Origin of the sequence: Deinococcus betulae (assembly GCF_020166395.1) — a bacterium.
Taxonomy (GTDB): Bacteria; Deinococcota; Deinococci; order Deinococcales; family Deinococcaceae; genus Deinococcus; species Deinococcus betulae.
In genome coordinates, this window is record NZ_JAIQXU010000012.1 from 65,812 (window position 1) to 89,928 (window position 24,117).

The 24,117-nt window shown below is 68.7% G+C and carries 19 protein-coding genes; 11 read left to right on the top strand and 8 right to left on the bottom strand.

Going from position 1 to position 24,117, the window contains the following annotated elements:
* The first annotated feature begins 19 nt into the window (after positions 1-19).
* Positions 20-664, top strand: a complete 645-nt coding sequence (gene trhA, locus K7W42_RS10770) for a PAQR family membrane homeostasis protein TrhA (RefSeq protein WP_224574552.1) — start codon at positions 20-22, stop codon at positions 662-664.
* 62 nt (positions 665-726) lie between these two features.
* On the opposite strand, the gene K7W42_RS10775 is transcribed toward trhA, so the two are convergent.
* From K7W42_RS10775 to K7W42_RS10785, 3 genes are read right to left on the bottom strand one after another with little or no spacing between them, the layout of a single operon-like run.
* Positions 727-1,338: a site-2 protease family protein gene (locus tag K7W42_RS10775; RefSeq protein WP_157458749.1), complete on the bottom strand. Its 612-nt coding sequence runs from the start codon at positions 1,336-1,338 to the stop codon at positions 727-729.
* Between the two features lie 6 nt (positions 1,339-1,344).
* Positions 1,345-2,463 carry a tRNA nucleotidyltransferase/poly(A) polymerase family protein gene (locus K7W42_RS10780; protein WP_224574554.1) on the bottom strand — a complete coding sequence of 373 codons (1,119 nt, stop codon included), beginning with the start codon at positions 2,461-2,463 and terminating at the stop codon, positions 1,345-1,347.
* The gene (locus tag K7W42_RS10785) at positions 2,460-3,740 is read right to left on the bottom strand and encodes a S1C family serine protease (protein WP_224574557.1); all 1,281 of its coding nucleotides are present in this window, start codon (positions 3,738-3,740) and stop codon (positions 2,460-2,462) included. The genes K7W42_RS10780 and K7W42_RS10785 overlap by 4 nt, the downstream gene beginning before the upstream one ends.
* Before the next feature lie 62 nt (positions 3,741-3,802).
* Here K7W42_RS10785 and K7W42_RS10790 point away from each other — a divergent pair, with 62 nt between their 5' ends.
* Positions 3,803-4,819: a nucleotidyltransferase domain-containing protein gene (locus K7W42_RS10790; protein ID WP_224574559.1), complete on the top strand. Its 1,017-nt coding sequence runs from the start codon at positions 3,803-3,805 to the stop codon at positions 4,817-4,819.
* A gap of 44 nt (positions 4,820-4,863) precedes the next feature.
* On the opposite strand, the gene K7W42_RS10795 is transcribed toward K7W42_RS10790, so the two are convergent.
* Positions 4,864-8,259, bottom strand: coding sequence for an ExeM/NucH family extracellular endonuclease (locus K7W42_RS10795; RefSeq protein WP_224574561.1), 3,396 nt, complete (start codon positions 8,257-8,259; stop codon positions 4,864-4,866).
* Between the two features lie 365 nt (positions 8,260-8,624).
* On the opposite strand from K7W42_RS10795, the gene K7W42_RS10800 reads away from it, so the two are divergent.
* Together K7W42_RS10800 and K7W42_RS10805 are read left to right on the top strand one after the other, a co-directional pair.
* Positions 8,625-8,876: a PqqD family protein gene (locus tag K7W42_RS10800; RefSeq protein ID WP_224574564.1), complete on the top strand. Its 252-nt coding sequence runs from the start codon at positions 8,625-8,627 to the stop codon at positions 8,874-8,876.
* 1 nt (position 8,877) lies between these two features.
* Positions 8,878-9,774, top strand: a complete 897-nt coding sequence (locus tag K7W42_RS10805) for a hypothetical protein (protein WP_224574566.1) — start codon at positions 8,878-8,880, stop codon at positions 9,772-9,774.
* A gap of 118 nt (positions 9,775-9,892) precedes the next feature.
* Here the strand turns inward: K7W42_RS10805 and K7W42_RS10810 are convergent, their stop codons facing one another.
* Entirely contained in the window at positions 9,893-11,236 is a 1,344-nt protein-coding gene (locus K7W42_RS10810; RefSeq protein ID WP_224574568.1) for a lasso peptide biosynthesis B2 protein, read from the bottom strand.
* A gap of 177 nt (positions 11,237-11,413) precedes the next feature.
* Entirely contained in the window at positions 11,414-12,322 is a 909-nt protein-coding gene (hslO, locus tag K7W42_RS10815; RefSeq protein WP_224574569.1) for an Hsp33 family molecular chaperone HslO, read from the bottom strand.
* Positions 12,323-12,615: 293 nt separating this feature from the next.
* On the opposite strand from hslO, the gene K7W42_RS10820 reads away from it, so the two are divergent.
* From K7W42_RS10820 to K7W42_RS10835, 4 genes are all read left to right on the top strand, one after another.
* Complete coding sequence (locus K7W42_RS10820) at positions 12,616-14,367, top strand: ABC transporter substrate-binding protein (protein WP_224574571.1); 1,752 nt, start codon at positions 12,616-12,618, stop codon at positions 14,365-14,367.
* Between the two features lie 82 nt (positions 14,368-14,449).
* Positions 14,450-15,133 carry a response regulator gene (locus K7W42_RS10825; RefSeq protein WP_224574573.1) on the top strand — a complete coding sequence of 228 codons (684 nt, stop codon included), beginning with the start codon at positions 14,450-14,452 and terminating at the stop codon, positions 15,131-15,133.
* A 98-nt stretch (positions 15,134-15,231) separates the two neighbouring features.
* Entirely contained in the window at positions 15,232-18,204 is a 2,973-nt protein-coding gene (locus K7W42_RS10830; RefSeq protein WP_224574575.1) for a GAF domain-containing sensor histidine kinase, read from the top strand.
* Between the two features lie 58 nt (positions 18,205-18,262).
* A complete protein-coding gene (locus K7W42_RS10835) occupies positions 18,263-18,958 on the top strand; it encodes a histidine phosphatase family protein (RefSeq protein WP_224574577.1) in 696 nt (231 codons plus the stop codon).
* 3 nt (positions 18,959-18,961) lie between these two features.
* Here K7W42_RS10835 and K7W42_RS10840 read toward each other — a convergent pair whose 3' ends face one another.
* A complete protein-coding gene (locus K7W42_RS10840) occupies positions 18,962-19,987 on the bottom strand; it encodes a YkoP family protein (RefSeq protein WP_224574579.1) in 1,026 nt (341 codons plus the stop codon).
* 312 nt (positions 19,988-20,299) lie between these two features.
* Here K7W42_RS10840 and K7W42_RS10845 point away from each other — a divergent pair, with 312 nt between their 5' ends.
* Entirely contained in the window at positions 20,300-21,481 is a 1,182-nt protein-coding gene (locus tag K7W42_RS10845; protein WP_157458738.1) for a glycosyltransferase family 4 protein, read from the top strand.
* Here K7W42_RS10845 and K7W42_RS10850 read toward each other — a convergent pair.
* A complete protein-coding gene (locus tag K7W42_RS10850; protein ID WP_224574581.1) occupies positions 21,441-22,115 on the bottom strand; it encodes a glycosyltransferase family 2 protein in 675 nt (224 codons plus the stop codon). The two genes, K7W42_RS10845 and K7W42_RS10850, sit on opposite strands and share 41 nt — an antisense overlap.
* Before the next feature lie 50 nt (positions 22,116-22,165).
* Between K7W42_RS10850 and K7W42_RS10855 the strand changes: the two genes are divergently transcribed.
* Complete coding sequence (locus K7W42_RS10855; protein WP_224574583.1) at positions 22,166-23,371, top strand: MFS transporter; 1,206 nt, start codon at positions 22,166-22,168, stop codon at positions 23,369-23,371.
* Positions 23,355-24,074, top strand: a complete 720-nt coding sequence (locus tag K7W42_RS10860) for a polysaccharide deacetylase family protein (protein WP_224574585.1) — start codon at positions 23,355-23,357, stop codon at positions 24,072-24,074. The genes K7W42_RS10855 and K7W42_RS10860 overlap by 17 nt, the downstream gene beginning before the upstream one ends.
* The last annotated feature ends 43 nt before the right edge of the window (positions 24,075-24,117 follow it).

Here is a 24,117-nt window from a genome sequence, read left to right on the forward strand (position 1 = left end):
TGGGGCGTAGCCTGTGGGGGTGAACCGCCTGCTCCGTGCCCCCCGTGAACCTGTCAACGCCCTGACCCACTGGGGCGGCGCGCTGGCTGCGCTGCTGGTGCTAGGGCCGCTGCTGGCCTGGGCGCATTCGCGTGGGCTGGCGCTGTGGCCGTTCGTGGTCTTTAGCGTCAGCATGGTGGCGCTGTACGCGGCCAGTGCCAGTTACCATTCCTTCCGGCCAGGCGAACGCGGGCTGGTGTGGCTGCGCAAACTGGACCATGCAGGCATCTTTCTGCTGATTGCCGGGAGCTACACCCCTGTCGCCTACTACGGCCTGGACGGGGTGTGGCAGGGCGCGGTGCTATGGCTGATCTGGGGCATTGCCCTGAGTGGCGTCGTGCTGAAGCTGGTGACCATGCGGCTGCCGCGCTGGGTCAGCACCGCCCTGTATCTGGGAATGGGGTGGCTGGCGGTGCTGTTCCTGCCGCAACTGGCGCGCGGCCTCAGTGCCGGCGCGCTGGCCTGGCTGGCGGTGGGCGGAGTGATGTATTCCCTGGGCGCCGTCATTTACGGCACCAAGCGCTGGAACCCGCGCCCTGGCGTGTTTGGCTTTCACGAAATCTGGCACTTGTTTGTTCTGGCTGGCACCGCCGCCCACGTCGCCATGATGTTTCAGCTGGGGTAGGCAGCAACAAAAGAGAGGAGGCCAGGGGCACCCCCTCTGGCCTCCTCTGCTGTTCAGTTCAGCTAAATGCCAATCAGGCCCACGACCCAGCCCTGCACCGTGCGGATGATCCCGCCAATTTGCCCGCTGAACAGAAAGATAAAGACCATGACCAGCACGAAGCTAAACGGCTGGGCTTCAAACTGCGCCAGGCTGCGGCCCAGCGACGGCACCAGGGCGCCCAGAATGCGGCTGCCGTCCAGCAGCGGAATGGGAATCAGATTAAAGACCGCCAGCACGATATTGATGCTCAGGACGGTCATCAGAATCAGAAGGGTGAGCGAGGTCAGGGGCAGCAGTTTGAGGAGCACGGCGCACACCACCGCAATCAGGACGTTGCTCAGGGGGCCGGCCGCCGACACCCACAGCGTGCCCCAGCGCCCCAGGTTGTTCGGGTTGATGGGCACTGGACGGGCAAAGCCAAAGCCCACGAACAGCAGCAGCAGCGTGCCAAAGGGGTCCAGGTGCTTGATGGGATTCAGGGTCACGCGCCCGTAGCGCCGGGGCGTGGGGTCGCCCAGCCGGTCGGCGGCCCAGGCGTGGGCAAATTCGTGAAAGGCCAGAGACAGCACCAGCGCCAGCGCCACCACCACAAACGCCAGCGGATTTTCGCTCAGCAAAGACAGAAGACCCATAGACCCTCAGTGTAGGGGGTTGGTCTGGGCCTGCTGCGCCACAAAGGCCCGGAGGGCGGCGCGTTCATCCTCGGCGCTGCGCAGTTGCCCGGCGCGGCGCCCGGCGGCCAGGTGCGCCAGCGCCTCGCCCACAGCCCGGCCCGGCGGCACGCCCAGCGCCAGCACATCCTTGCCGGTCAGGCCCTCGTAGGCGTCTGGGCGCAGCAGCGCGCGCAGTCGGCGTTCGGGGGTGCCGGCCGGGTAAAAGGTGTCGCCCAGCGCGCGGGCCAGCAGCAGGCCAGGCCGGTCGCCCAGGCCCAGCCGGGTTGCCAGCGCTGCCGGGTCGGGGGCTGCGTGAAGGAGGGCCGCCGCGTAGACTTGCGGAGAGACTGTGGCCCCCTCATCCTGCTGGGCGTCCAGCGCCAGCAGCAGGGCTGGGTCGGGCAGCAGGGCGCCTGCGCCCCACTCCCGCAGCAGGGCCGCCGCCCGACCTGGCCGGGGTTCGTGGAATAAGAGGTTCAGCTCAGCCCATAAGCGCGGGGTCTGCCCGGCCACCGCCAGGGCAGCGGGCACTTGCAAGAGCAGCTCGGGGTGGGCGCTCAGACCCAGCCGGGCACCCAGCCGCGCCCCACGCACCAGGCGGCTGGCGTCTTCATGGAAGGAGTGGAGGTGCAGGGGCCGCAGCACCCCCGCATCCAAGTCCTCTAGGCCTCCAGTTGCGTCCAGCAGGGTGGGCGCTGCGTCCGCCCGCACCCGCAGGGCCAGGGCGTTCACGCTGAAGTCGCGCCGCCGCAGGTCGTCCTCCAGAGAGCCGGGCTGCGGCACCGGATTGCCGCCCGGCACCGGGTAGGTCTCCCGCCGCGCGCGCACAAGGTCGGCGGCGCGTCCACCCGGCAGGGTCAGGGTGGCGTTGTCAAAGGCTGGATGGTGAACGAAGGGCAGGCCCGAAGCGTGGGCCAGCGCCGCCACCTCGCCGTCCGGCACGACCACATCCAGGTCCAGCGGCGAGCGGCCCAGCAGGGCGTCGCGCACCGCCCCGCCAACCAGGGCCACGCCCGCTGAGCCCGCCTGAGCGGCCAGCGTGGACAGCCAGGCGCGGTCCTCTGGTCTCAGCTGTGCCCAGACCCGCTGGGCCGCCTCGGTCACGGCTCCTGCGTCTGAAACGACGAGGCGTCTAGGGTCAGCCCGACCTCGCGCTTCTCCTCGCCGCGCACCACTGTCAGGGTCACGGTGTCGCCCTGCGCCTTGTCAATCAGGGCCGCCTGCAGGTCTTCAATGGCGTCCACCGTCTGACCGTCTACCGCCGTGATGACGTCGCCGCCCAGCACCACGGCGCCGCCTGGAAAGCGCTGCGGCTGGGTGCCCGCCCGCAGGCCTGCGCGGGCGGCGGGGCTGTTCGGTTCGACCTCGCCCACCACCAGGCCGCGCTCGGGGAGCTTCAGCTGCCGCTTGCCGGACGAGGACAGGACGCTCAGGCCCACGGGCAGCTCGCCCTGGCGACTTTGCACCAGCAGGCCCGCCCTGACCCCGATGACCGGCGCGTACACCGTGCCGCCGCTGGCGGCTTGCAGGCGCGGCAGCAGGCTCCTGGCGGTGTTGATCGGAATGGCGAAGCCCACACCGGCGCTCTGGCCCACCCCCGTACTTTGCCCGCTGGGCGAATAGATCTGGGTGTTGATGCCAATGACGCGCCCGCCGCTGTCCAGCAGTGGCCCGCCGCTGTTGCCAGGGTTGATGGCGGCGTCGGTCTGAATGGCCTTTTGCGTGATGCCCTGGCCGCCGCTGGCCGAAAAGCCGATGGGAATCTGGCGCTCGGTGCTGCTCACGATGCCCTCGGTCACGCTGAAATCCAGGCCGAAAGGTGCGCCCATAGCAATGGCCTTCTGGCCGGGGCGCAGCGCGGCGCTGTCGCCCAGCGGAATAGGGCGGATAAGACTCCTGGCCAGCTTCGGCGCCCGAATCAGGGCCAAGTCGTACTGTGGGGCCAGCCCAATGACCTCGGCTTCCACGCTGGTGTCCTGGTCCATAACCCGCACGGTGATGCGGTCGGCGGCGCCTTGCCCTGACTCATCGGCCACGACATGGTAGTTGGTCAGGATGTCGCCGGCCTGATTGACAAAGAAGCCGCTGCCCAGGCCCTGCCGCACCTCGTCCTGTTCGCCGCCCATCATCATCATGAAGGGGTCCTGCGCCACCACGTCCTCGGTGCTGATAAACACCAGGCCCGGCTCGAAACGGGCCACCACGTCGATGGTGTTCTGTTCGTTCTGTAACTTCGCGGCCGCTTCCTGGGCCGGGGTGGTGGCGCTCTGGGGCTGCGGGGCCGTCTGCGCGCCTCCGAGCGGCACCTGGTCGCGCAAGAAGGTCGCGCCCAGACCCAGCCCAATCAGTACCAGCACGATGCCAACGCCTCTGCCCTTCATGGGGGCCATTATCCGTCAGATGGCGCAGGCGACCTGAAGCCCCGGTGTGGTCTGCTTTAGGGATGGCTGATCTGAAAGAAGCGGCCCGCACCCTGCGCGCCGCGCTGGGGGATTTTTTGGAGCGGGACCGGACCGAGGGCGTCTTTCATCTGGCCCAGGGTGGTCCCGGCGCGGTCCCTACCCTGGCGGACCTGGACATGCCCGAGGTGCATCTGGACCTGCTGCCCGAGGTGCCCACAGCGGCCCAGGCACAGGTGCTGACCACGCTGGGCTATGGGCGGGCGGGTCCGGGCGTCTGGACCCATCCGGGGGGCTGGCGCCTGGTGGTGTGCGGCCACAGCACCAGCTGGCGCGCCGAGCAGGCGGCGCTGCTGGCCCTATTGCGGGCCGACCCGGCGGCTGCCCAGACGTACCGCGAAGTCTTTGGGCGTGCGGCTCGCGTGGCCGCTGACCAGGCGCTGGCTCCTTCGGCCCTGGCCCTGTATGCCCGCACCACGGGGCAGCGCGTGGTGCAGCAAGTGGCAGCGCTGCTGGCGCCTCTGAACACGCCGTGGATGTTCGCGGCAGGCGTGGCGCTGGACCTGCATCTGGGCGAGGTGACCCGGCCCCATGACGACGTGGATGTGGTGGTCGATATGGGGGCGCAATGTGAACTCCTGCCGCTGCTAGAAGGCTGGCGGCTGGATGTGCCGGTGGACGGCATGTACCAGCCGCAGACCGGTCCCCTGCAGCCGCCCCAGCATCAGTTCCATGCCCGGCATCCCTGCCTGAGCGGTGTGCTGATGCTGGACGTGCTGCTGACGGACCTGAGTGACGGCCTGTGGCACTACCGACGCGACCCGCGTATCACGCTGCCGCTGGGCCAGGCCCGCCGCCTGACCCCAGCTGGCCTGCCGTACCTGGCCCCTGAGGCCGCGCTGCTGTTCAAGGCGGGGGCGCCGGGCCGTGAGGTGCGGGCGAAAGACCAGGCGGATTTTGAGCGTGTGTGGCCTACCCTGAGTGTAGAGGGGCGGACGTGGCTGCGTGTGGTTCTGGAACAAACGCAGCCGGGGCATGGCTGGCTGGAACAGTTGGGATGAAAAAACCGCCCCCAGGGGAGGGGGCGGCGAGGGAAAATCTTTGCTTAGCGGCTCCCGAGCCCGTCAAACGTGTCAATGGGGAAACCATCCCATTCTACGGAAGGGTCAAAGGCGTCGCTGCCGTTGACGTCGCCTGTGGTTATGTTGGTCTTCCGGCGGAGAGTGCGGTCAAGTGTGCTCAGGCTGCCACCTGTCCAGGCCGATCCAGGATCATTTCCGATTTGGCCGAACGTGTCGACAACGGTGCCGTTGAGCACCAGGGAGAGGGCGTCATCTCCATTGAAATTGGTCACGTTGCTGGTGGCATTAGATTTGGCGGCCAGCGCAGTCCCAGCGCTGGCGTTGGTGATAACGAACGTCTGCCCAGGATTCAGCGGAACGGCGATGGTGTAGGTGTTCCCCACAGTGGTTGCCCCGTTGCTGTAAAGGTTCACGACCACCTGGTTGGCTGGAATGGTCTGGCCACTGCCGTTGTAAATCTCAATGGCCTTGTTGTTGGATGTGCCCTCAACATATTCACTGAAAAAGACACCTGCGTTCGTCGTGACACTGTTGACGGACACCGTAAACGTCGCCGTCGTGTCGCTTACGCCTGTACCCGTGCCGCGCACCGTCACCGTGTAGGTGCCGGCGGTTGCGCCTGTGGCATTGACGCTCAGGGTGCCGCTGTTGCCTGCGTCAGGCTGGGTGGTCACGGTCACCACAGGGGCTGTCCCGGTGCCCGTCACGCTGTCTACCCCCAGGGTGACGCTGCCCGTAAAGTTCGTGCGGCTGACATTGATGGTGTTCGTGGTGCTGGCGCCGGCCGTCACGCTGACCGTGCTGCTGGCAGGGGTGAGGCTGATGCTGGTCGTCTGCCCAGGTGGGTTGATGGGCGCCTGTGCGTTCAGGTTCAGGCCCACCAAGATGGGGTCGTGGTCACTGCTCCGGAAGGGATCAGCGCTGTAGAAGCTATTGACCTGCCCAGGCGTCTTGAACTCCTTGTTGTAGTCCAGAACGATGGGCTCGTCGGCGTTGATGTGCCACTTGGTCTTGCCAACCACCTGCGACGTCATGCTGGCTGAAGCAGTGGCCTGGTCCAGGCTGCCCCACTGGCCGTCAAACTGATACGAGTAGACGTTGTTCTCAAAGAGGTTGGCGTACCCGCCGCTAGCCAGGATGGTGAGTGGTTCTTCCTGCGCGTAGGCGTTGTAGTCGCCCAGCAGGATGCGGTCGTCTTCAGTTACGCCCGTGGGATTGGTGGCCAACCAGTTGACCAGCGCCGTCGCGGCGTTGCGGCGGGCAATATAGCCGTTGCCCTGGCCATCGCCAGTGTCGGCGTCGCTGGTGGCGGCGCAGGCGCTGCCCTTACTCTTCAGGTGCATCATGACGGCGGTAAAGCGCCCGCCGTTGGCCTTACTCTGGAAAGTTTGTGCCCAGGTAGGACGGTTGCAAGTATCGGCGTAAGTGGCACTGAACGTGTTGTCCAGAATAGCCAGTGTGCCCACAGCCTCCACGGCCGCCGCCTTATAAATCATGGCGACGCTGATGGCGTCGGTGCCGATATTGCGGCCGGGGTTGATGTAAGCGTAGGTGCCTGCGCCTGCTTCAGCATTGAGAGCATTGACCAGCAAGGCCACCGAGCTGTTGGCGCCCTTATCAAAGTCGTTCTGCGCTTCCAGAATGCCCAGCACATCGGTATTCAGCCCCAGAATCGCCTTGACGATCTTGGTCTGTTGACGCGTAAATTCGTCGCAGTCGTTGGCCCCGCGCGAGATGCTGCCGGTGCCGTTGGGGGTGCAGCCGCTGTTGCTGGTCAGCAGGGTCGTGAAGTAGTTCAGCACGTTCATGCTGCCCACGCGCAGGCCGACCTGGCCGTTCGTTGGCGCAGTGGTCAGCACGTTGTCCGGCGCGTTCTGACGGGGGTTGGTGTCCGTAATCTGCACGCCCGCCTGCGTCGCGTGAATGCGGTAGGTGTCGAGGCTGCCGCCTGAGCCAGCGTTCGCGCCGTCGTTGCTGAAGGTCAGCACGCCAGTGGCCGTGACGGTGTCGCCGCCGCGCAGGGTGTTGGCTGCACTCAGGGGCTGCCCGCCACGCGCAAAGATTTCAGGATCAGGGTTCTGAGCACGGGTACCGTCGTCAATGCGGATGTAGCGGTCCTTGGCGGCGACCTGATAGGCCGCGTTGGCCGCTGCGTTGGGCGCATTCAGCTGCGTGAAATTGGTAATTCGGGCGTCAGCGATATCAAAGCTGCCAAAACGGCCCAGAGGAAAGTTGTTGGTGACTTTCCCCGAAACCGTGACGCGCATCCCTTCGTATTGCTCACGCTGGGCAAAGGGTAGAGGCAGCGTCAGCGCTTGGGTGTCGGGCAGGGGCGCGCCAGTGCCCAAACGGGTGACGGTCAGGGTGCCACCAATCTGAGTGGCTGTAGAGAATTCGCTGGCGGTGCCAGTCACCCGCACCCGCTCACCTACGGCCAGATCGGCGGGGCAGGTGGTCGCGCAGTAGACGAACACGCCGTCACTGGTGGTGTTGATCCCGTCGCTGTCCACCACTTCTTCCTGAATGAAGAAGCCTTGCAAGGACCCCGTACCGCTCGCTGTGTTGACCGACGTGACCACGCCTTCCACCGTCACAGCCTGCCCTGACAGTGGCGTGGCCACGTTCCCACTGGGCGTGCTGCCCTGCACCTCGTAGATGCCGCGCAGGCCTGCCACGGTGCCGGGGTTATCGGCCACCGCAAAGACCAGGTTGAAGCTGAAGGGGTCGGCGTCGCTGATCTGGGTGCCCTGCAGCGGCACGCGCGCGGCAAAGGTGACCAGCTGGGAGGCCCCGGCCGCCAGGCTGGCGCTCTGCCAGCCCCGGTGGCTGATGTTGGGGGCGGTGGTGTCGGTGGGCAGGTTCAGGGTCACGCCAGCGCTGTCCAGGTTGGTCAGGAACGGCGTGGCAGTGGGGTCGGGCGCAATGGTGCCGCCCGAGTTGGTGTGCGCGACTTCCACGGCCATGCCGGCGGCGCTCACGGGCGCGCCGGTGCGGGTCTTGACCATGCGGAACGCGCTGCTTCCGTCGGTGGCGTAGCTGCCGTCCGTATCCACCGGAATAAAGGTGGGCAGGGTAATGGCGCTGCCGGTGTTGTTGGTCACGCTAAAGGTGGCGGTCATGTGAACGACCTTGTTCACCTCGTCCACCAGATTCACCATGTTGGTGCGGGTAAAGCTGAGCTGCTCGAAAGGAATCTCGGCGGCCTGGGTGTCCAGGGCGGAGCCGGCGCGGTGCACGCTGGCCTGGCCCTGGCCGCTGAGGCCATTGACGCGCAGTTCGTACAGGCCAAAGCTCCTGGCGGGATTGGGCTTGGTGGTTGTGACAGGCGCGGGGGCGGTGGGCGGCGTCACGGCGGTCGGCGCGCTACAGGCGCTCAGAGCCAGCAGGCCAGCCAGCAGCAGGGCGTTAGCGGTTTTCATACTCGCCTCCGGGCAGCGGCAAACCAGGCATGCCGTTAAAGGGAACAGACCCCACTAGGGTCACAGCTTCCCAGGCGCCCAGGGCGGTGACCTGCGGCGGAGTGTAAGCGGGGGCAGAGGCGACAGGCGAAACTTCAGGGGCACGTTGCTGCACGAAACTCCTTGACCTACAGGGGTGAAATCTGTCTGGTGACATTGATATGAAAATGAGACGAGCGCAAATATAGGCGAAAGATGTCAGCTTTTGTTAAGCAGGCAGAACTGGCGCAGGGAACAGCAGTTGTGCGCTCAGGTGCTGCCCTGCCGGTCAGGTACACGCGCCTCATGTGGCGTCTTCAGTCGCCTCAGGCCTTACCCTGAGCGGCATGTGGCAGGTGGCCGACGGCGTACTGGTAACGGATTTAGAGGATGAACTGGTGCTGATGCACGCGGGACAGGGCGAGATGTTCAGCCTGAATGCGTCGGGCCGCCTGCTGTGGCAGGCCCTGCCCGCCACCGAGGCCGAGTTGGCCGATCTGCTGACGCGCACCTTTGCGCTGGATGCTGGCCAGGCCCAGGCCGACGTGCAGGCGGTGCTGGTTGCCTTGCAGGCGCGCGACCTGATCCGGCAGGGCTGAAGTGCGGCCGTCTTCGGCTCCGCCTCTGCGGATATGGGCCTCGCTGGGCGCGCAGGTTCACTGCTCGCCCGCCGTCCCCGAGGGCTGGGTCAGCGCGCTGCGGCACGACTGGGCCAGTAGGCCGCTGGCGCTGGCCAGCGCCACGCGGCAGATTCAGATAGAGGTGGGGCCGCTGCCGCCCGTACCAGCAGGAGCCCGCGTGCAGCCCGTCGTGTTGCCCGACTGGACAGTGCAGGCCCAGGTGGCCGGCGCTGAGGTCTGGCTGGAGGACCGTCTTCATGTGCGCGTGGGCACAGCCACCCAGATCACTGTGACCGAAGACGGGGCGGGGCAGGACCTGTGGGCCGTGGCCCTGACCGAAGCGCACCGCGCGGCTGGCTGGCTGCCTCTGCACGCCGCGGTGGTGGCCGGGCCCGCCGGGGCAGTGGCCATCAGTGGCCCCAGTGGGGCTGGCAAAAGCACTGCCTGTCTGCGCCTGCTGGCTGCCGGGCGCCCCGTGATAGCCGAGGACCGGGCGTGGTGGGGGCCAGCGGGCGAGGTTACTGGGCTGGACCGGGTGCTGCGTGCCTTTGACGACAGCCTGGTCCAGTTTGCCCCGCATCTGCTGGGCGGGCCGCTAACGCGTGACATCAAAGGCAAGCGCGTGCTGCCCTTGCCGACGACTGGAGAAGGCGGGCTGCTGCTTGCCCTGTTGCTGCTGGGCCATACCGGCGACCTGGGTCCCGCTGCGCGGGTGCGCCTGGCCTGGGAGGCCACAGGCGTGCCGCTGACCTCGGCCGCACAGCAGGCGGCGGCAGCGGCGGTCCAGCGGCTCCTGCGCCTGCCCCTGCGTGCTGTCACGCGGGAAGAAGTGCTGGACGTGGTGGCCGAACTCGTGGACGAGCGTGAGGGTGGTTAGGGCCGTAGCCAGGAGAAGTCTGCTGCTGACCTCCATGCCCTGCTGCCGACATTAAGCGAGCGGGCGCACAACGGGCTCTAGATTGGCGCAAGAATGCCTCTAGCTCATCTCTGGGGCATTAACGTTCAGGCGTGCGCTCTGGAAAGGCCGGGGTCTCGAACAGCACCTGAAAATGCTGGCGGTTAAACGGTTCACCGTAGAGTTCCAGGGTGCCCCGGTCGTCCTCAATCCAGGCGTGGCCTGTCACGCCTGCGCCGCTGCGGGCCACGCCGCTGACAAACACTGCCGGGTGCCCCAGGCGCCGCAGCGCCTGATAGGTGGCGTAAGCGCGGGGCACGCATACCCCGTCCCGCCGTTGCCGGGGGTGCAGCCAGTGGGTCAGCAGCCGAGCCGCGCTGACTGGGCCGTCCAACCGAGGCCCGTGCAGCCGCGTCTGCACCGTAACAGGCGGGGTCCACCTGGCCAGGTGGCTGCGGGGGTCGCCGCCGCGCCGCATGGCGGCAGCAGCCCGCAGCACATCCGGCAGGGCGGCGGCCAGGTGAGGTGCCAGGGTCCAGGCCCGGCTAACCTTGCGCCACGGGTGGGGCCGGGACTGCACGCCGTCACGGGCGGCAGCGGGCACCACTTCGGCGCGGGTCCGGGCAGGGCGTAGCTCTAACTTGCGGTGGGCCGGGTCGCACAGGCGGCGAAAGGCGGCCCAGGTGTGCGCCGCGCCCAGCTGGGCCGCGTGCGCTGTTAGCGTCTCTTCGCTGGGACCATGCGGCAGCAGGCACGCCAGGTCCAGGTAATCCGCCGGTTTCAGCCCGCCCAGGTCGCCGCCCCAGCACCGGCCCAGGGCCAGCGTCAGGACTAGTTCGTCGGCTGGCGACGGGCGCAGCACCGGCACGCCTTCCCAGTCCACCGCCCGCGCCCGCTGCCACAGCCCCGTGGTCAGCTGAACGCTGCGGCTGACCGGCACATACGCGGTGGACAGCACGAAGCGGTGAATGTCCAGCCGCACCTGGCCGTCTGGGCTGTACAGGTGTGCGCTTTCGTGGGTCCAGTTCTCTGGCCAGGCGTGCTGACCGTCGCTGCGCCAACCGCGCGCCAGGGCCAGGTGAACAGCGCGCGTCACCGTCGCCTCGTCGGGGGGCAGCAATACGTCCACATCGCCGTAAAAGCGCTCGCTGGGTGTGGCGTACTCAAACTCGCTCAGGGCAAAGCCCTTGAACAGCAGCGCCGGAATGCCGGCCGCCGCCCACACCGCCACCAGGCCGCGCACCGCCGCACGAATCCGGGCGTGACGAACACCCAGGGCCAGCGCGTCGGGCCGCAGCGCCGCGCGCCAGGGATGCCCCTGCGGCAGCCGCGCGCGCAAGGCGCCGCCCAGCCCCGCCGCCCGCACCGGGGAGAGCCACGCGGCTTGCAGGTCGGCGGGGTCAGAGGTCAGGGCGCGCTGCACCACAAGAGGATCGGGGGCCATCTAGCGCATAGCCTAGAGCAGAAGCCAGGTCTAACTAAAAGGTCTAGCAGAGAGGCAGAGGAGACGGAGTTCCTGGAAGTGGCCTTCCGAAGCGCCACAAGCACAGAACATCCAAGAAACCACCGGATGTTTCAGAGCTGGACGGAATCCGTCTAAAGCCTCTTGGCAAAGCTGCCCTCAGGCGCGGGCATGAACACCGCCCTGATCCAGCGCCTCGATTTCCTCTGGGGTCAGCTGATAATGCTCGCCGCACCAGTGGCACACGATCTCCTGGCCGCCCGCCTCAATCATCTCCTGACGCTCGGCGGCGCTAAAGAATTTCAGGCTGTCGGCGGCCTTCTGGCGCGAGCAGCGGCACTCAAAACGGGCCGGCTGGGCTTCGGGGGCCAACTGCACGTCCAGTCCATCGGTGACGCGCTGGATGGTGTCCAGCAGACCTCCCCGGCGCAGGCTATCGGTGATCTGGCCCAGAGCGCGGATGTTCGCTTCCAGGCGGGCCAGCGTTTCGTCGGTCACGCCGGGCATGGCCTGCACCAGCAGCCCGCCGGCAAACGCCACCTGCTCGCCCTGCTCGTAGACCCCCAGCAGCACCGCATTGGGAATCTGTTCGGACACGCCCAGATAGGTGCTGACATCTTCGGCAATCTCGCCGCTGACCAGCTGCGCGCTGCCGGTGTATGGTTCCCCGTTGTCCAGCAGGCGGGTCACGGCCAGTTCGCCGTCCATGCCCACAATGCCGCGCACGTCCAGCTTGCCGTCGCTTTCCCGCAGCGGCAGGTCGGCCCCTGGCTGGCGCACGTAGCCGCGCACCCGCCCGTCCACGCTGCCCTCGGCCACAATCCAGCCCACCGGGCCGCCGCCTTCCACACGCACCGTCACGCGGCTGTCGGTCTTTTTGCCCAGCACCACGGCCAGCAGGGCGCTGGCGGTCAGGGTGCGGCCCAGGGCGGCGGTGGCCGTTTTGCTCAGGCCGTGGCGCAGCCGGGCGTCTTCGACGATGCGCGCCGAGTCCATGCCGACCAGGCGCAGGGTGCCGCCGGCCGCCGTGCCGCGCAACAGGTAAGAGGAAGACAAAGGTGCAGTCATCCCGCCACCTTACCCGGCGGCTGAGGGGGGTGGCTGTGGGTCGCCCCCCATTTTCGGGCAGGTGCTCACAGCCAGGAGCCCCAGCTTAATACTGCCCAGCCACCTTTCAAGTTGCAGGTGTCAACCCCCCACTTCCCCCCGAACCGTCTTCAGTGTTCAGGACAAAAGTTCTCACTTGAGCGCCCTAGCATAAACAGTCATGCTCTGCTGCCTCATTTCTGCGGAGCAGCACCCAGATGCACTTGCCCTGAACACGCCGCTGGCCCAGACGGCCACGCGGTGAAGGAGTTTCCATGAAGTACACCCGTCCCCTGGGCGCTGCGGCGCTTGCCACCTTGGCCTTGACCCTGGCCGCTTGCAACAACCGCAGCGGCAACGCTGGAAACGGCACGGCCGATACGCTGGTCGTGCAGGAATCGGCCGACATCCCCACCCTGGACCCCGGCACCACCTACGACACCGCCAGCGGCCAGATTGTCGAGAACCTGTACGAGACGCTGCTGACCTACGACGGCAGCAGCATCAGCGAACTGGCGCCCCAGCTCGCCACCGAATGGAAAGAGGAGAACGGCGGGCGCGAATACCGCTTTACCCTGCGTGAAGGCGTGAAGTTTCACAGCGGCAACGACATGACCTGCGCCGACGCGGAATACAGCTTCCGCCGCAACCTCGTGACCAACACGGCCGACAGCGGCAACTGGTTTATCGCCGAGTCGCTGCTGGGCACCGGCGCCAACGCCAACGACGACAAGAGCATCACCTGGCAGCGCATCACGGACGCTGTGCGCTGCGACGACCAGACCCTGGTCTTCACGCTGCCCAAGACCGACCCGGCCTTCCTGGCCAAGCTGGCTTACGTGGGCCAGAGCATTGTGGACAGCAAGCACGCGGCCGAGATTGGCGAGTGGGACGGCACCGAGGCCACCTGGAAAGACGCGGTCGGCAAGGACCTGGCCGGCAGTCCCCTGTCGCAGAAGCCCAGCGGCACGGGCGCCTACAAACTGGTTGAGCGCTCGGCCACCGCCGTGACCGCCACCGCCTTTGAAGACTACTGGGGCGAGGCGCCGAAGCTGAAAAACGTGCTGATTCAGAAGGTGCCCGAATCGGCCCCGCGGATTCAGGCCTTCCTGGCCGGAGACGCCGACCTGATTGAAACGGGCGGCCGCGCGATCATCGAAGAGCAGCTGCGTGATCAGGACGGCGTGGTCGTCGTGGATGACCTGGCGGACACCACCGCTGCGGGCATCAGCCTGAACCAGAACATTAAGAAGGGCGGCGCGCTGGGCAGCGGCAAGCTGGATGGTCAGGGCATCCCCGCCAATTTCTTCAGTGACGCCGACGTGCGCCGGGGCTTCGTGGCCGCCTTCGACGTGCCCAAGTACATTGAGCAGGTGCAAACCGGTAAAGGCGAGGCCCGCAACTTCCTGCTGCCCGAAACCTTCCCGGGCTACGACGGCTCGGTGGAAACGGCCAGCTTTGACCCCGAAATCGCCCGCGCGGCCTTCCAGCGCGCCTGGGGCGGCCAGGTGTGGGAAAACGGCTTTATCCTCAATGCGTCCTACCGCGCGGGTAGCACCGCCAACCAGACGGCGATGGAACTGCTGAAAACCAACATTGAAGCCCTGAACCCCAAGTTCAAGGTCAACCTCACGGCCAAAGAGTGGAGCGAGATGATCAAGTCGGGCACTGCCGGCACCGAGGCCATGATGCCCACCGCCTGGGCGCCCGACTACGCCGACCCTGACAACTTCGTGCATACCTTCTATGCCTCGGAGGGGTACTACAACCCCCGCATCGGGGCGGGCGACGCCCAGATTGACGGCTGGATTAATGAGGCCCGCGCCACCACCGATACGGACCGCCGCAACGACCTGTACTCGCAGATTGCGGCCCGTGCCCAGGAGCAGGCGCTGTACATCATCATGCCCAGCAACCCCACGGTCTTCGTGCACCGCGACAACCTGCAAGGGGCGGGCGAGGCCACCTTCAACCCATTGAGCGCCTTCATCACCGGCACCCTCTGGAAGAACCTCAGCAAGAGCTGAGGGCTGGACCTCACAGCGCCACGCGTCAATCTCCTGGGTGGGGGTTGGCGCGTTTGTCTTGGCGCCGGGCTATGCTGCGGCCATGCTGGACGAACACACCCTGGAGGCTTCTGCCCGCCCCATCACGCTGCTGCTGGTGGATGACCACCCGGTTGTGCGCAAGGGCACGCGCGAGCTGCTGGAGAGCGAAAGCGACCTGCGGGTGGTAGGCGAGGCCGGCAGCGGCGAGGAAGCCATCGTCAAGGCGCGCGACCTGACCCCCGACGTGATTCTGATGGACGTGTCCATGCCCGGCATGAATGGGATTGACGCCACCAAGGCCATCAAGGCCATTCAGCCGGGTGTGGGCGTGCTGGTGCTGACCAGCTATGACGACGACGCGTACGTCTTTGCCCTGCTTGAAGCGGGGGCCGCAGGTTACCTACTGAAAAACGCCAGCGAGGACGACCTGCTGGGCGCCGTGCGCGCCGTGGCGGCTGGCGAAAGCGCCCTGCACCCCAGCGTGGCCCGCAAGGTGCTGGAACGCTTTTCGACCCACACCACCCCCACGCCCCCCGAGGATGACCTCTCGCCGCGTGAGCTGGAGGTGCTGCGCGTGGCGGCCACCGGGCGCACCAACAAGGAGATTGCCCGCGACCTGGACATCAGCCCCCGCACCGTGCAGGTCCATCTGGCCAACATTTTTTCCAAGCTGGGCGTGGGCAGCCGCACCGAGGCTGTGCTGTACGGCATCAAGCGCGGCTGGATTGACCCCAAGAATCTGTAAGGGACAGTAGGGAGTGGACCAGAGAAAGGGCGAAAAGCGTGGTGGGCAGCTGGCTGTAACTTGAGGCGCTTGAACAGTCCAGAAGGGCAGGAACTGAGATGACAGACTGGCGGGGCGACGCAGCAGAGGCGGGGGAGGGCGCGGCAGCTGGCCCGCCTGTCCGCCTGGCACCTGCCCCTGCCCTGCCCCCTTTTCCGCCGACGCTGTCGGCCGCCGCCAGCACCGCCCAGTTTGGCGAGGGGCTGGCCGCCTACGCCTGCCGGGTCACCCACGCCCACGGGGTGCGGGTCTGGGTGGTGACGGGCGGCGCCCTGACCCCGGTGGCCGAGGAAGGGCGCGGCCTGGGCTTAAGTAACGGTGAGCTGGCCCAGGCCGCCCTGACGGTGGGCGCCCTGCAGGAAGAAGGCATGCTGTGCGCCCTCCCGTTTGGCTGCGGGGTGCTGGAGTTTGTGGGGGCGGCGCCGGAGGGGGTGCAGGCACTGCTGGGGGCCTCGCCTCTGCTGGCCCTGGCCGTGGAGGGGGTGCAGGCGCGGGAAGCCCGGCGCGGTCACGGCCGCATTGCCGAGACCGTGGAAGGCCTGGTGCGCCGCCTGGGCGGCAGCCTGAACCTGGCCGAGGTGCTGACCGTGACCGCCCAGAGTGCCGCGCTGGCGCTGGGCTTCCGCCGCGCTTTCGTGGCGCTGTTCAGCGAATTGCGCGACAGCGGCGCGCGAACTGGCGAGGTCTTTACCTACGGGTTTGCCGAGCCGTTTAGCGGTGGGATCGGCGTGGGGCCGGTGACTTTTGAGGCATTGGTGGGCCGGGGCGAGGCCATCCGTTTTGAACGCAGCCGCGACGCGCATACGCCACTGGCGCGCGGCCTGGCCGAACTGAACCCAGGGGCAGCTGTGATTGCGCCTCTATCGGCGCGGGGGCAGGCGCTGGGGCTGCTGTACGTGGACACCAGCGCCCCCGGCGCCAGCGCCAGCGAGGACGACGCCCGGCTGGTGCTGGCGCTGGCTGAACAGGCGTCCCTGGCCATTGACAACGCCCGCCTGTACGGCATCGAAACCCGCAAGCGCGAGGCCGCCGAGGCGCTGCGGGAGGCCGGGGCCGCGCTGGCGGGCAGCCTCCACCTGACCGAGACTCTGGAACGGGTGCTGGAACGCGCCGTGACCCTGTTCCGGGCCGACGCCGCCGCCGTCTACGAGCGCCAGCCGGACGGCCGCACCGTGAACATCCGCAGTGCGCTGGGGCTGCCCAGCGAGTACATGTTGCGGGTGCGCGCCAAGGTGGGCGTGGGCGTCACGGGCCGCGCGATTGCCGAGTGTGCGCCGGTGGCCGCCCGCGACCTGAACACCGAACACCTGGGGGGCAGCAGCCGCTACACCCGGCAACTGCTGGCCAGCGGCCGCTACCCCTACCGGGGCGTGCTGAGCCTGCCCCTGACCACCCGCGCAGGCGTGTTCGGCGCCCTGACCCTGTACTGGGAAGCGGCCTTACCGCTGGACGGCGACGACCTCGCGCTGGCCGCCGTGTTCGCTTCACAGGCGGGCCTGGCCATTGAAAACGCCCGCCTGTACGAGGAAGAACTGCGCCGCGAGAACGAGGCGGCGGCCCTGCTGAGCGTGGCGCGGGTGCTGGGCGAGAACCAGAGTGACGCCGCGCTGGGCGACACGGCCCGCCTGGCCACCCACGCCCTGAACGCCACGCGCGGGCTGATTGCGCTGACCGATGAGGGAGGCGAGTTCACGCGCTGCGCGACCTACAACCTGCATGTGCCCACGCCCGCCGATCTGGTGGCGCTGGCCGCGCAACTGGGCCGGGGGCCGCGCGCCCTGACCCGCCGCCATACCCTGCCAGTGGCGGGCAGCGCGCTGGTGGTACCGCTGCTGGGGCCGCTGCCGCCGGGGAGCGCGGGTTCCGCCGGGCCGCCACTCCTGGGGTTTCTGTATCTGGATGACCCCGGCACGGACCCACCCGGCGAGCACCTGTTGCTGCTGGCGCGCAGCATTGCCGAACAGATTGCCCAGACCCTGACCAGAGAGCGGCTGCTCTCCGCCCTGGCGCGCGAGGAAGCCCGTTACCGCCAGCTGGCCGAGGGCGCCCACGACCTGATCGTCTCGACGGATGACCGGGGCGTGATGACCTACGCCAACCCGGCGGCGCGCGCGCTGTTAGAGCCGCTGACCGGGCCACTGGACGGCGCCAGTTTCCTGACTCTGCCCACCCCCGACACCCGCCCCGCCCTGGAGGGGGCCTGGCGCGCGGCCCGCACCCAGCCGGGGGGCAGCCGCGCCGACATTCAGGTGGGGTCGTACCGCCTGGAGGTGCGTCTGAGTTCGGTGGACGGCGGGCGCGGGGTCCTGACTGTCAGCCGCGACCTCTCGGAGTTGCAGACGCTGGCCGATGAGATTGCCCGGCGCGGGCAGGCCCTGGAAGCCGCCGCCAGCCGCACGGTCGAGATGCGCGCCTTCCTGACCCTGTTCACCCAGGCGCAGGAAGAAGAGCGGCGCCGCATTAGCCGCGAGCTGCACGACGACACGGCGCAGGTGCTGACCGCCACCACCCGCCGCGTGGCCCGGCTGGCCCGCGACCTGAGCGGCGAGCAGCGCGCCCGCGCCGACGACATTCAGCAGGACCTCAACGCTGCCATTGACGGGGTGCGCCGCTTTGCCCGCAATCTGCGGCCCAGCGTGCTGGACGACCTGGGGCTGCTGCCCGCGCTGGAATGGCTGGCTTCGGCGGCCGCCACGCCGACCCGCCTGGAAGTCAGCGGCCCCGAGCGCCGCCTGAGCCCTGCCACCGAACTGACGCTGTTCCGGCTGGCGCAGGAGGCCCTGAACAACGTGGACAAGCACGCCCGCGCCCATACCGCCGCCATCCGCGTGCTGTTTGAGGGCGCGCTGGTGCGTTTGGCCATCACCGACGACGGCCAGGGGTTCACGGCGGGCCAGGCCCAGGCCCGCGCCGAGGCCGGGCACCTGGGCCTGATCGGCCTGCGTGAGCGCGTGACCCTCACGGGCGGCACCCTGGACGTGGACAGCAGGCCAGGCGAGGGAACAACGCTCACGTTTACCCTGCCGGGGTAAGTGGGGCCACCCTGCACCCGAGGCCGTTCGCTGGGCGCCGCTCTGTTAGCCTCCCCCAGTGCAGCTCCTCCTCATTCGTCATGGCCAGTCCAGCAACAACCACCGGGAGCAGACAGGCGGTGACCTCCAGGGGCGCCTGCCCGACCCGCCATTGACGGCGGTGGGCCATGAGCAGGCGCGTCGCCTGGCTGCGTGGGCGGCGCAGGACCCCTGGTGCGCCCGCATCACGCACCTGTACACCAGCCTGACCACCCGCGCCGTGCAGACAGCTGCGCCGCTGGCTGAGGCGCTGGGGCTGGAAGTGCAGGGCCTGGAACACGCCTACGAGTGTGGCGGTCTAACCACCGGGCCTGCTGGCGGATTCACGCCGGTTTTGGGGCGAGACCACGCCTCGCTGCAGACCGACTGCCCCGCGCTGCGGTGGCCAGCTGCTCTGGAAGGTCAGCCTTGGAGCGGCGGCGCGGAACCGTGGGATCACGGGCATTTTGCCCAGCGCGCGGCCCAGGTGGCTACCGACTTACGGCGCGCCGCTGGAGAAGCTGATGTGCTGGCCCTCATCACCCACCACGATTTCGCTCCGTTCTTGCTGGCCGAGTTGCTGGGCCTGCCAGCGGCAAGAGGTGAACAGCTCAGCTTCCGCCTGAACAATACCGCCACGGTCAGGCTGGAACTCGGGACGGTGGCACCTGGGTCGGCCCTTCTACACTGGCTCAACCGCACCGACCATTTAAAGCCTGACCTCATCACCCTCTGACACTTACCCGTGCAGCCTCAGGAACGCCTCTCTGGAGAGCCAGGCCATCTTGGGCTCACCTTCACTGGGGGCGCGGCGGGTGCCGTAGGCTGCACGCAGCAGCCGGAAGCCCAGGCCGTACCAGCGGGCGCGCAGGGGCGGCAGGTCCAGCAGCTCAAAGCCCGCCTGCGCCAACGGGCCGTGAAACAGCGTCACCGCAAAGACCGCCTGCGCGTCCGCCAGCTCGGGGCGGGTCTGTAGGGCGTGGGCCACGTCCTTCAGGCTGCGGCGGTAGGCGCGGTAGGCCACCAGGGCGCTGCGGGCCGCCAGGCCCACGATGCGCGGCGAGTGCAGGTGCAGTTCGGCGGTGGGGGTCTGGGGCGGCAGGGGCAGCGGCGGTGGGGCATGGTCCAGGGCCGCCACCCGCATCACGGCGTCGGCGCGCAGGGCCAGGTCAATGACCGCGTGCTGGCGTGCAAAACGGTCCTCGACCAGCCGGGTGTAGACCCACTGAAGCAGGTCGCGCGGCTGCCCAGGGCGCAGGTCCGGCACGTCGCGCACCGGGACAGGCTGGTAGCCCAGGGCCTTCAGGTGGGTGAGGGCCGCCGCCAGCTCTGCTGGGGCCACCTGAAGCAGGGCTCCAGGGGCAGCCCGCGGAGCAGAGACGGGGAGGGCGTGCAGGTGCTGCCGGCTTAGTGCGCTCAGGCCGCGCAGCCGCTCGGGTGTGGCCCACAGCGTGACTGGGCGGCCGGCCGTCACCTCCAGCCCACTCAGGCCCGCCGGGTCGCCCAGGCCGCCAATCTCGTGCTGGTTTGCGGCAGCCCGTACCGCGTCGGGCGCCCGGAAGGCCAGGGCAGGCGAGAGCAGCAAGGTGGCGTGGACCCCCGCGTGGGCCAGGGTGGTCAGGGACAGTGTCAGGTCGGCGCCCGAGGCCACCGGTACCGCCAGCCCCACGCGGGGGTCGCCGGGGTGCCCGCCGTGCTGCGCACCGCCCAGGCCCGCACGCAGCGCCGCGCGCAAGAGAAGAGAACGCGGAGGGGCAGCAGACATAGCCGCGACTGTAGAGCATGGCCAGGGCTGGGGTGACAGATCGCTGGCTTTCCGAGTGGTGGGATGAAACAGGGCAGTCACAGCAACGAGGGTGCGGCCCAGTGCCCTGACGGTGTTGTCTTGAAGCGGAGCTGTCCCGTATCCGGCGTTGTATCGCGGCTCCAGACCGCGCCACGGGTGACCCTCCCCCTTTGGTGGGGGCAGACACCTTAAGTCTGATGTACCTCTCATCCCGAACGTCGTATGCTCCTGGGCAGTGATGCTTCAGGAACCCTTAAACTTTCTCGGAAGCAGTGCCCTGGGCCAGCGCGCATGAAGCCGCTGCGGATTGGTCTGTTCACCGATACCTTTCTGCCTGACCAGAACGGCATCGTGACCAGCGTGGGCCTCCTGAGCGACGAACTGCGCGCCCAGGGGCACCACGTGGAGGTGGTGGCCCCGGACTTTCCGGAGCATGTGGACACCCGCCCGGACGTGGTGCGCGTGGACAGCGTGCGCTACATGTTCCTGCCCACCTACCGCCTGGCGTGGCCCACCCGCAAGGACTTCACGCACAAGTACGACGTGGTGCACACCCACACCCCGCTGACGCTGGGCATGGCCGGCGCGCGGCTGGCCCGCAAGTGGAACGTGCCGCATGTGGCGACCTACCACACGCACATTGAGGCCTACACGCACTATGTGCCCGGCGTGACGGCCTTGCAGCGCCATACAGGCGTGGTCACCAAGGCCATGAGCCTGCTGTACGGCCGCGCCGACGCCGTGATTACCCCCACCGCCGGCATGCTGGACGTGCTGCGCGCCATGCGGGTGCGCCGCCCGGTGGTCATTCCCACCAGCATTGACCCGCGCGTGCTGCGCGCCGCGCCGCCCATTCAGAACCCCTGGCCCGAGGGCAAGCGGCGCCTGCTCAGCGTGGGCCGCCTGGCGCGCGAAAAGCGCTTTGACCATGTGCTGGACACCCTGCCGGGCCTGCCTGACGCCCACCTGGTCGTGCTGGGCGAGGGCCCAGAGCGTGACCACCTGGAAGCGCACGCGGCGCGCCTGGGGGTGGCCGACCGGGTGACCTTCCTGGGCGTGCGCCCCTGGACCGAGGTGGGCGCCTACTACCGCCTGGCCGAGCTGTTCGTGTTTGCCAGCGACACCGAAACCCAGGGCCTCGTTTTGCAGGAAGCCCAGCTGATGGGCGTGCCGGTGGTGGCGGTGGGCGCGCGCGGCACGCTCAGCGGCGTGGCCCATGAGCGCAGCGGCTATCTGGTGCGCCCGGCAGACGTGAACGCCCTGACCCACCACAGCCGGCAGATTCTGGCTGACCCTGGGCTGTGGGCGCGGCTCTCGGCCGGCGCGCGCGCGTTTGGGGCCTCCACCACCCCGGCGGGTGTGGCCTCACAGGTGCTGGATGTCTACAGCCAGGTGCTGGGCATGCCGCGCGAGGTCGCCTTCCCGGAGGGCACTACCGGTCATCCCCGAAGTAGCCTCGTGTATGACCGGTAATGTTTTTCAGGTGCTGCCACAGAAACGGCCCCAGGCCCCGGTCCAGGCGCCGGGCACTCGTTTCGACCAGCGCGCCGCGCACATAGGCCACGCGGCCCAGCCTCGCCAGCGCCTGCCCCAGAATCACGTCCTCGTAGGCCTCGACGGCCGGATACCCGCCCGCCAGCAGCGCGGCCTCACGCGAGAAGGCCATGTTGGCGGCGGCCAGGTTGGGGCGGCCCACCACGCGCGCCAGGTGCAGAAAGCCGCTGTAACTGACGCCCGACAACCGCGCCCAGTGTGGGGCCACCCCCGAAAAGCGCATGGGGCCGTACAGGGCCACCCGGCCCGGCGCAGCCTCATGCAGGCAGTCCAGCCACCCCGGCACTGGCAGAGAGTCGGCGTCGGTGGTGGCCACCCAGTCGGTCTGGGCGGCGTCCAGCCCCATCTGCCGGGCCAGCGCCACCCCACGCGGCTCGCAGCGCAGCACCTGGGCGCCCCAGGCCTGGGCAATCAGCACGGTGTCGTCGCGGCTCCCGTTGTCCACCACAATCACGGCCTCAGGGGCGCGCGTTTGCCGTTCCAGGGCCCGCAGGGTGTGGGGCAGATACCTCGCCTCGTTGCGGGCTGGAATCACGACAGTAAACGCGGGCACGGGCACAGGCTAGCAGGACTTCAGGTTTCTTCTGCCGCAGGAGGCCGCCCGTGACCCGCCGGCCCCTGCGTGACCGCCTGCCCCTGCGCGCCGACATGCTGCCACCTGTGGGCGCGGCGGCGCTGGCGCTGGCGTGCGCCGAATTTGTGCGCAGCGGGTTTTACGGCGCCTACCTGACGCAGGTCGTGGACACCCAGTTTGGCCTGCCCGTCACTGCGGCGGCGGGGGCCTGGACCGCGCATTTCGTGGCCGACACCCTGATGCGCGGCCCAGCCGGCGCGCTGGTGCTGCGCCTGGGGCTGCGCCCCGCCATGGTGGGCGGCGCCCTCCTGAGCGCCGGGGCCCTGGCGCTGCTGCTGCTGCCCATCAGCGTGTGGGTGCTGATTGCGGCGGCGGTACTGCACGGCCTGGGCTTTGCCGCGCTGTGGCCCGGCACCCTGAGCCTGGTGACCGAAGCCGCCCGCGAGGGCTACCAGGGCCGCGCCCTGACCCTGGTGACCACCAGCGTGATGGGGCTGTCGGGCCTGGGCTTTTTCGTGTTCGGGGCGCTGGCCGCGCGCGGCGACAGCTTTGCCCTGGGGCTGGCGCAGGGGCTGCTGCTGCTGTCGCTGGTGCTGACCCTGGCGGTGCCCCGCCGCCTGGCGCTGGCCACACCCGCCGGGGCCGAGGCAGCCAGCGCCGCCCGCCCCCGCTCGTTTGTAGCGGGCCTCCTGCCGCTGCTGCCAGCCGCCTTCATGCAGACTCTGACCCTGACCCTGCTGGGGCCGTGGCTGTTCCGTATCGCGCCGCAGATGGGGCTGTCTTACTGGGGGCTAGTGGGCCTACTGGTCGTGGGCGGCGGCGTGGCCTACGGCCTGATGCCGCTGACCGGCCGCTTTGCCGACCGGGGCCGCGCCCGCACCGGGGTCATGCTGGGCTACGCCCTGGTGAGCGCCGGTTTCGTGGGCTTTGCCCTGACCCCGGCGCCCTGGCTGCTTTACGGCCTGGCGCTGGTGGCGGGCCTGGGCTACGCCTTCCTAACGCCGGGCTGGGCCGCGCTGGTCTCGCAGGTGCTGCCGCCCGCGCAGCGTCCCGCCGCCTGGGGCATCTTGATGACGGCCGAGAATGCCGGTCTGACCCTGGGACCACTGGTAGGTGCGCTGGCCCTGAAACAGGCGGGCGTGCCTGGTCCCTTTATGGTCGGGGCGGTGCTGGCGGCCCTGACGGCGAGCGGTTACGTGGTGTTTCGCCGGGCCTTTCATGCCGCGTCTACTTAGGCGACTGGCGGTGCTGCTGGCCGCATGGGGCGCCGCGGCCCTACTGGCCGAAGTCGTGGGCCGCGCCGCTGGTCTGGGCGCCCTGGGGGGCGGCGACCCTACCCGGCGGCGCGTCGCCTTGACCTTTGACGACGGCCCCAGCGAGAGGACGCCGCAGCTGCTGGCGGTGCTGGCCCGGCATGGGGCGCGCGCCACCTTTTTTGTGACGGCGCCGGCCTGCGCGGCCTTTCCCCAGCAGCTGACGGCCCTGGAGGCCGCCGGACACCGCCTGGAAGCCCACGGCCGCTGGCACCGCCACGCGCTGCTGCTGCCCCCCTGGCAGGAGTGGGCGCAGGTGCGCTGGCATCCCCGTCCCCAGCAACCCGTCCCGCTGCTGTACCGCCCCCCCTACGGCGGCCACAGCCCCCTGACCCGTCTGCTGGCCTGGCTGTCGGGGCGCCGGGTAGCCCTGTGGGACACCGAAGGCCGCGACTGGACCAGAGCAGAAGCCTCCACCCTGGCCCAGCAGACCCTGGCCCGCGCCGGGGGCGGCAGCGTGGTCCTGCTGCACGACGGCCCTACCGTGACCCCGCCACTGCTGGACGAGCTGCTGGCTGGCCTGCGTGAGCGCGGGCTGGAGGTGGTGCCTCTGCACGAACTGCCTCCCCGCCGCATTGGCTGGCGCGAAGGGCTCCGGCGGCTGAAGGGCAGTTACGGGAAATAAGCCCGGCTTCCGTCTGGTTGAGGACTGGTGGGGCTTCGGCGGC

What these genes read in the sequence shown, in the direction of transcription:
- K7W42_RS10775 (WP_157458749.1), bottom strand. Translation starts at nt 1,338, where the DNA reads ATGGGTCTTCTGTCTTTGCTGAGCGAAAATCCGCTGGCGTTTGTGGTG.
- K7W42_RS10785 (WP_224574557.1), bottom strand. Translation starts at nt 3,740, where the DNA reads ATGAAGGGCAGAGGCGTTGGCATCGTGCTGGTACTGATTGGGCTGGGT.
- K7W42_RS10790 (WP_224574559.1), top strand. Translation starts at nt 3,803, where the DNA reads ATGGCTGATCTGAAAGAAGCGGCCCGCACCCTGCGCGCCGCGCTGGGG.
- K7W42_RS10795 (WP_224574561.1), bottom strand. Translation starts at nt 8,259, where the DNA reads ATGAAAACCGCTAACGCCCTGCTGCTGGCTGGCCTGCTGGCTCTGAGC.
- K7W42_RS10800 (WP_224574564.1), top strand. Translation starts at nt 8,625, where the DNA reads ATGTGGCAGGTGGCCGACGGCGTACTGGTAACGGATTTAGAGGATGAA.
- K7W42_RS10810 (WP_224574568.1), bottom strand. Translation starts at nt 11,236, where the DNA reads ATGGCCCCCGATCCTCTTGTGGTGCAGCGCGCCCTGACCTCTGACCCC.
- hslO (WP_224574569.1), bottom strand. Translation starts at nt 12,322, where the DNA reads ATGACTGCACCTTTGTCTTCCTCTTACCTGTTGCGCGGCACGGCGGCC.
- K7W42_RS10820 (WP_224574571.1), top strand. Translation starts at nt 12,616, where the DNA reads ATGAAGTACACCCGTCCCCTGGGCGCTGCGGCGCTTGCCACCTTGGCC.
- K7W42_RS10825 (WP_224574573.1), top strand. Translation starts at nt 14,450, where the DNA reads ATGCTGGACGAACACACCCTGGAGGCTTCTGCCCGCCCCATCACGCTG.
- K7W42_RS10830 (WP_224574575.1), top strand. Translation starts at nt 15,232, where the DNA reads ATGACAGACTGGCGGGGCGACGCAGCAGAGGCGGGGGAGGGCGCGGCA.
- K7W42_RS10840 (WP_224574579.1), bottom strand. Translation starts at nt 19,987, where the DNA reads ATGTCTGCTGCCCCTCCGCGTTCTCTTCTCTTGCGCGCGGCGCTGCGT.
- K7W42_RS10845 (WP_157458738.1), top strand. Translation starts at nt 20,300, where the DNA reads ATGAAGCCGCTGCGGATTGGTCTGTTCACCGATACCTTTCTGCCTGAC.
- K7W42_RS10860 (WP_224574585.1), top strand. Translation starts at nt 23,355, where the DNA reads ATGCCGCGTCTACTTAGGCGACTGGCGGTGCTGCTGGCCGCATGGGGC.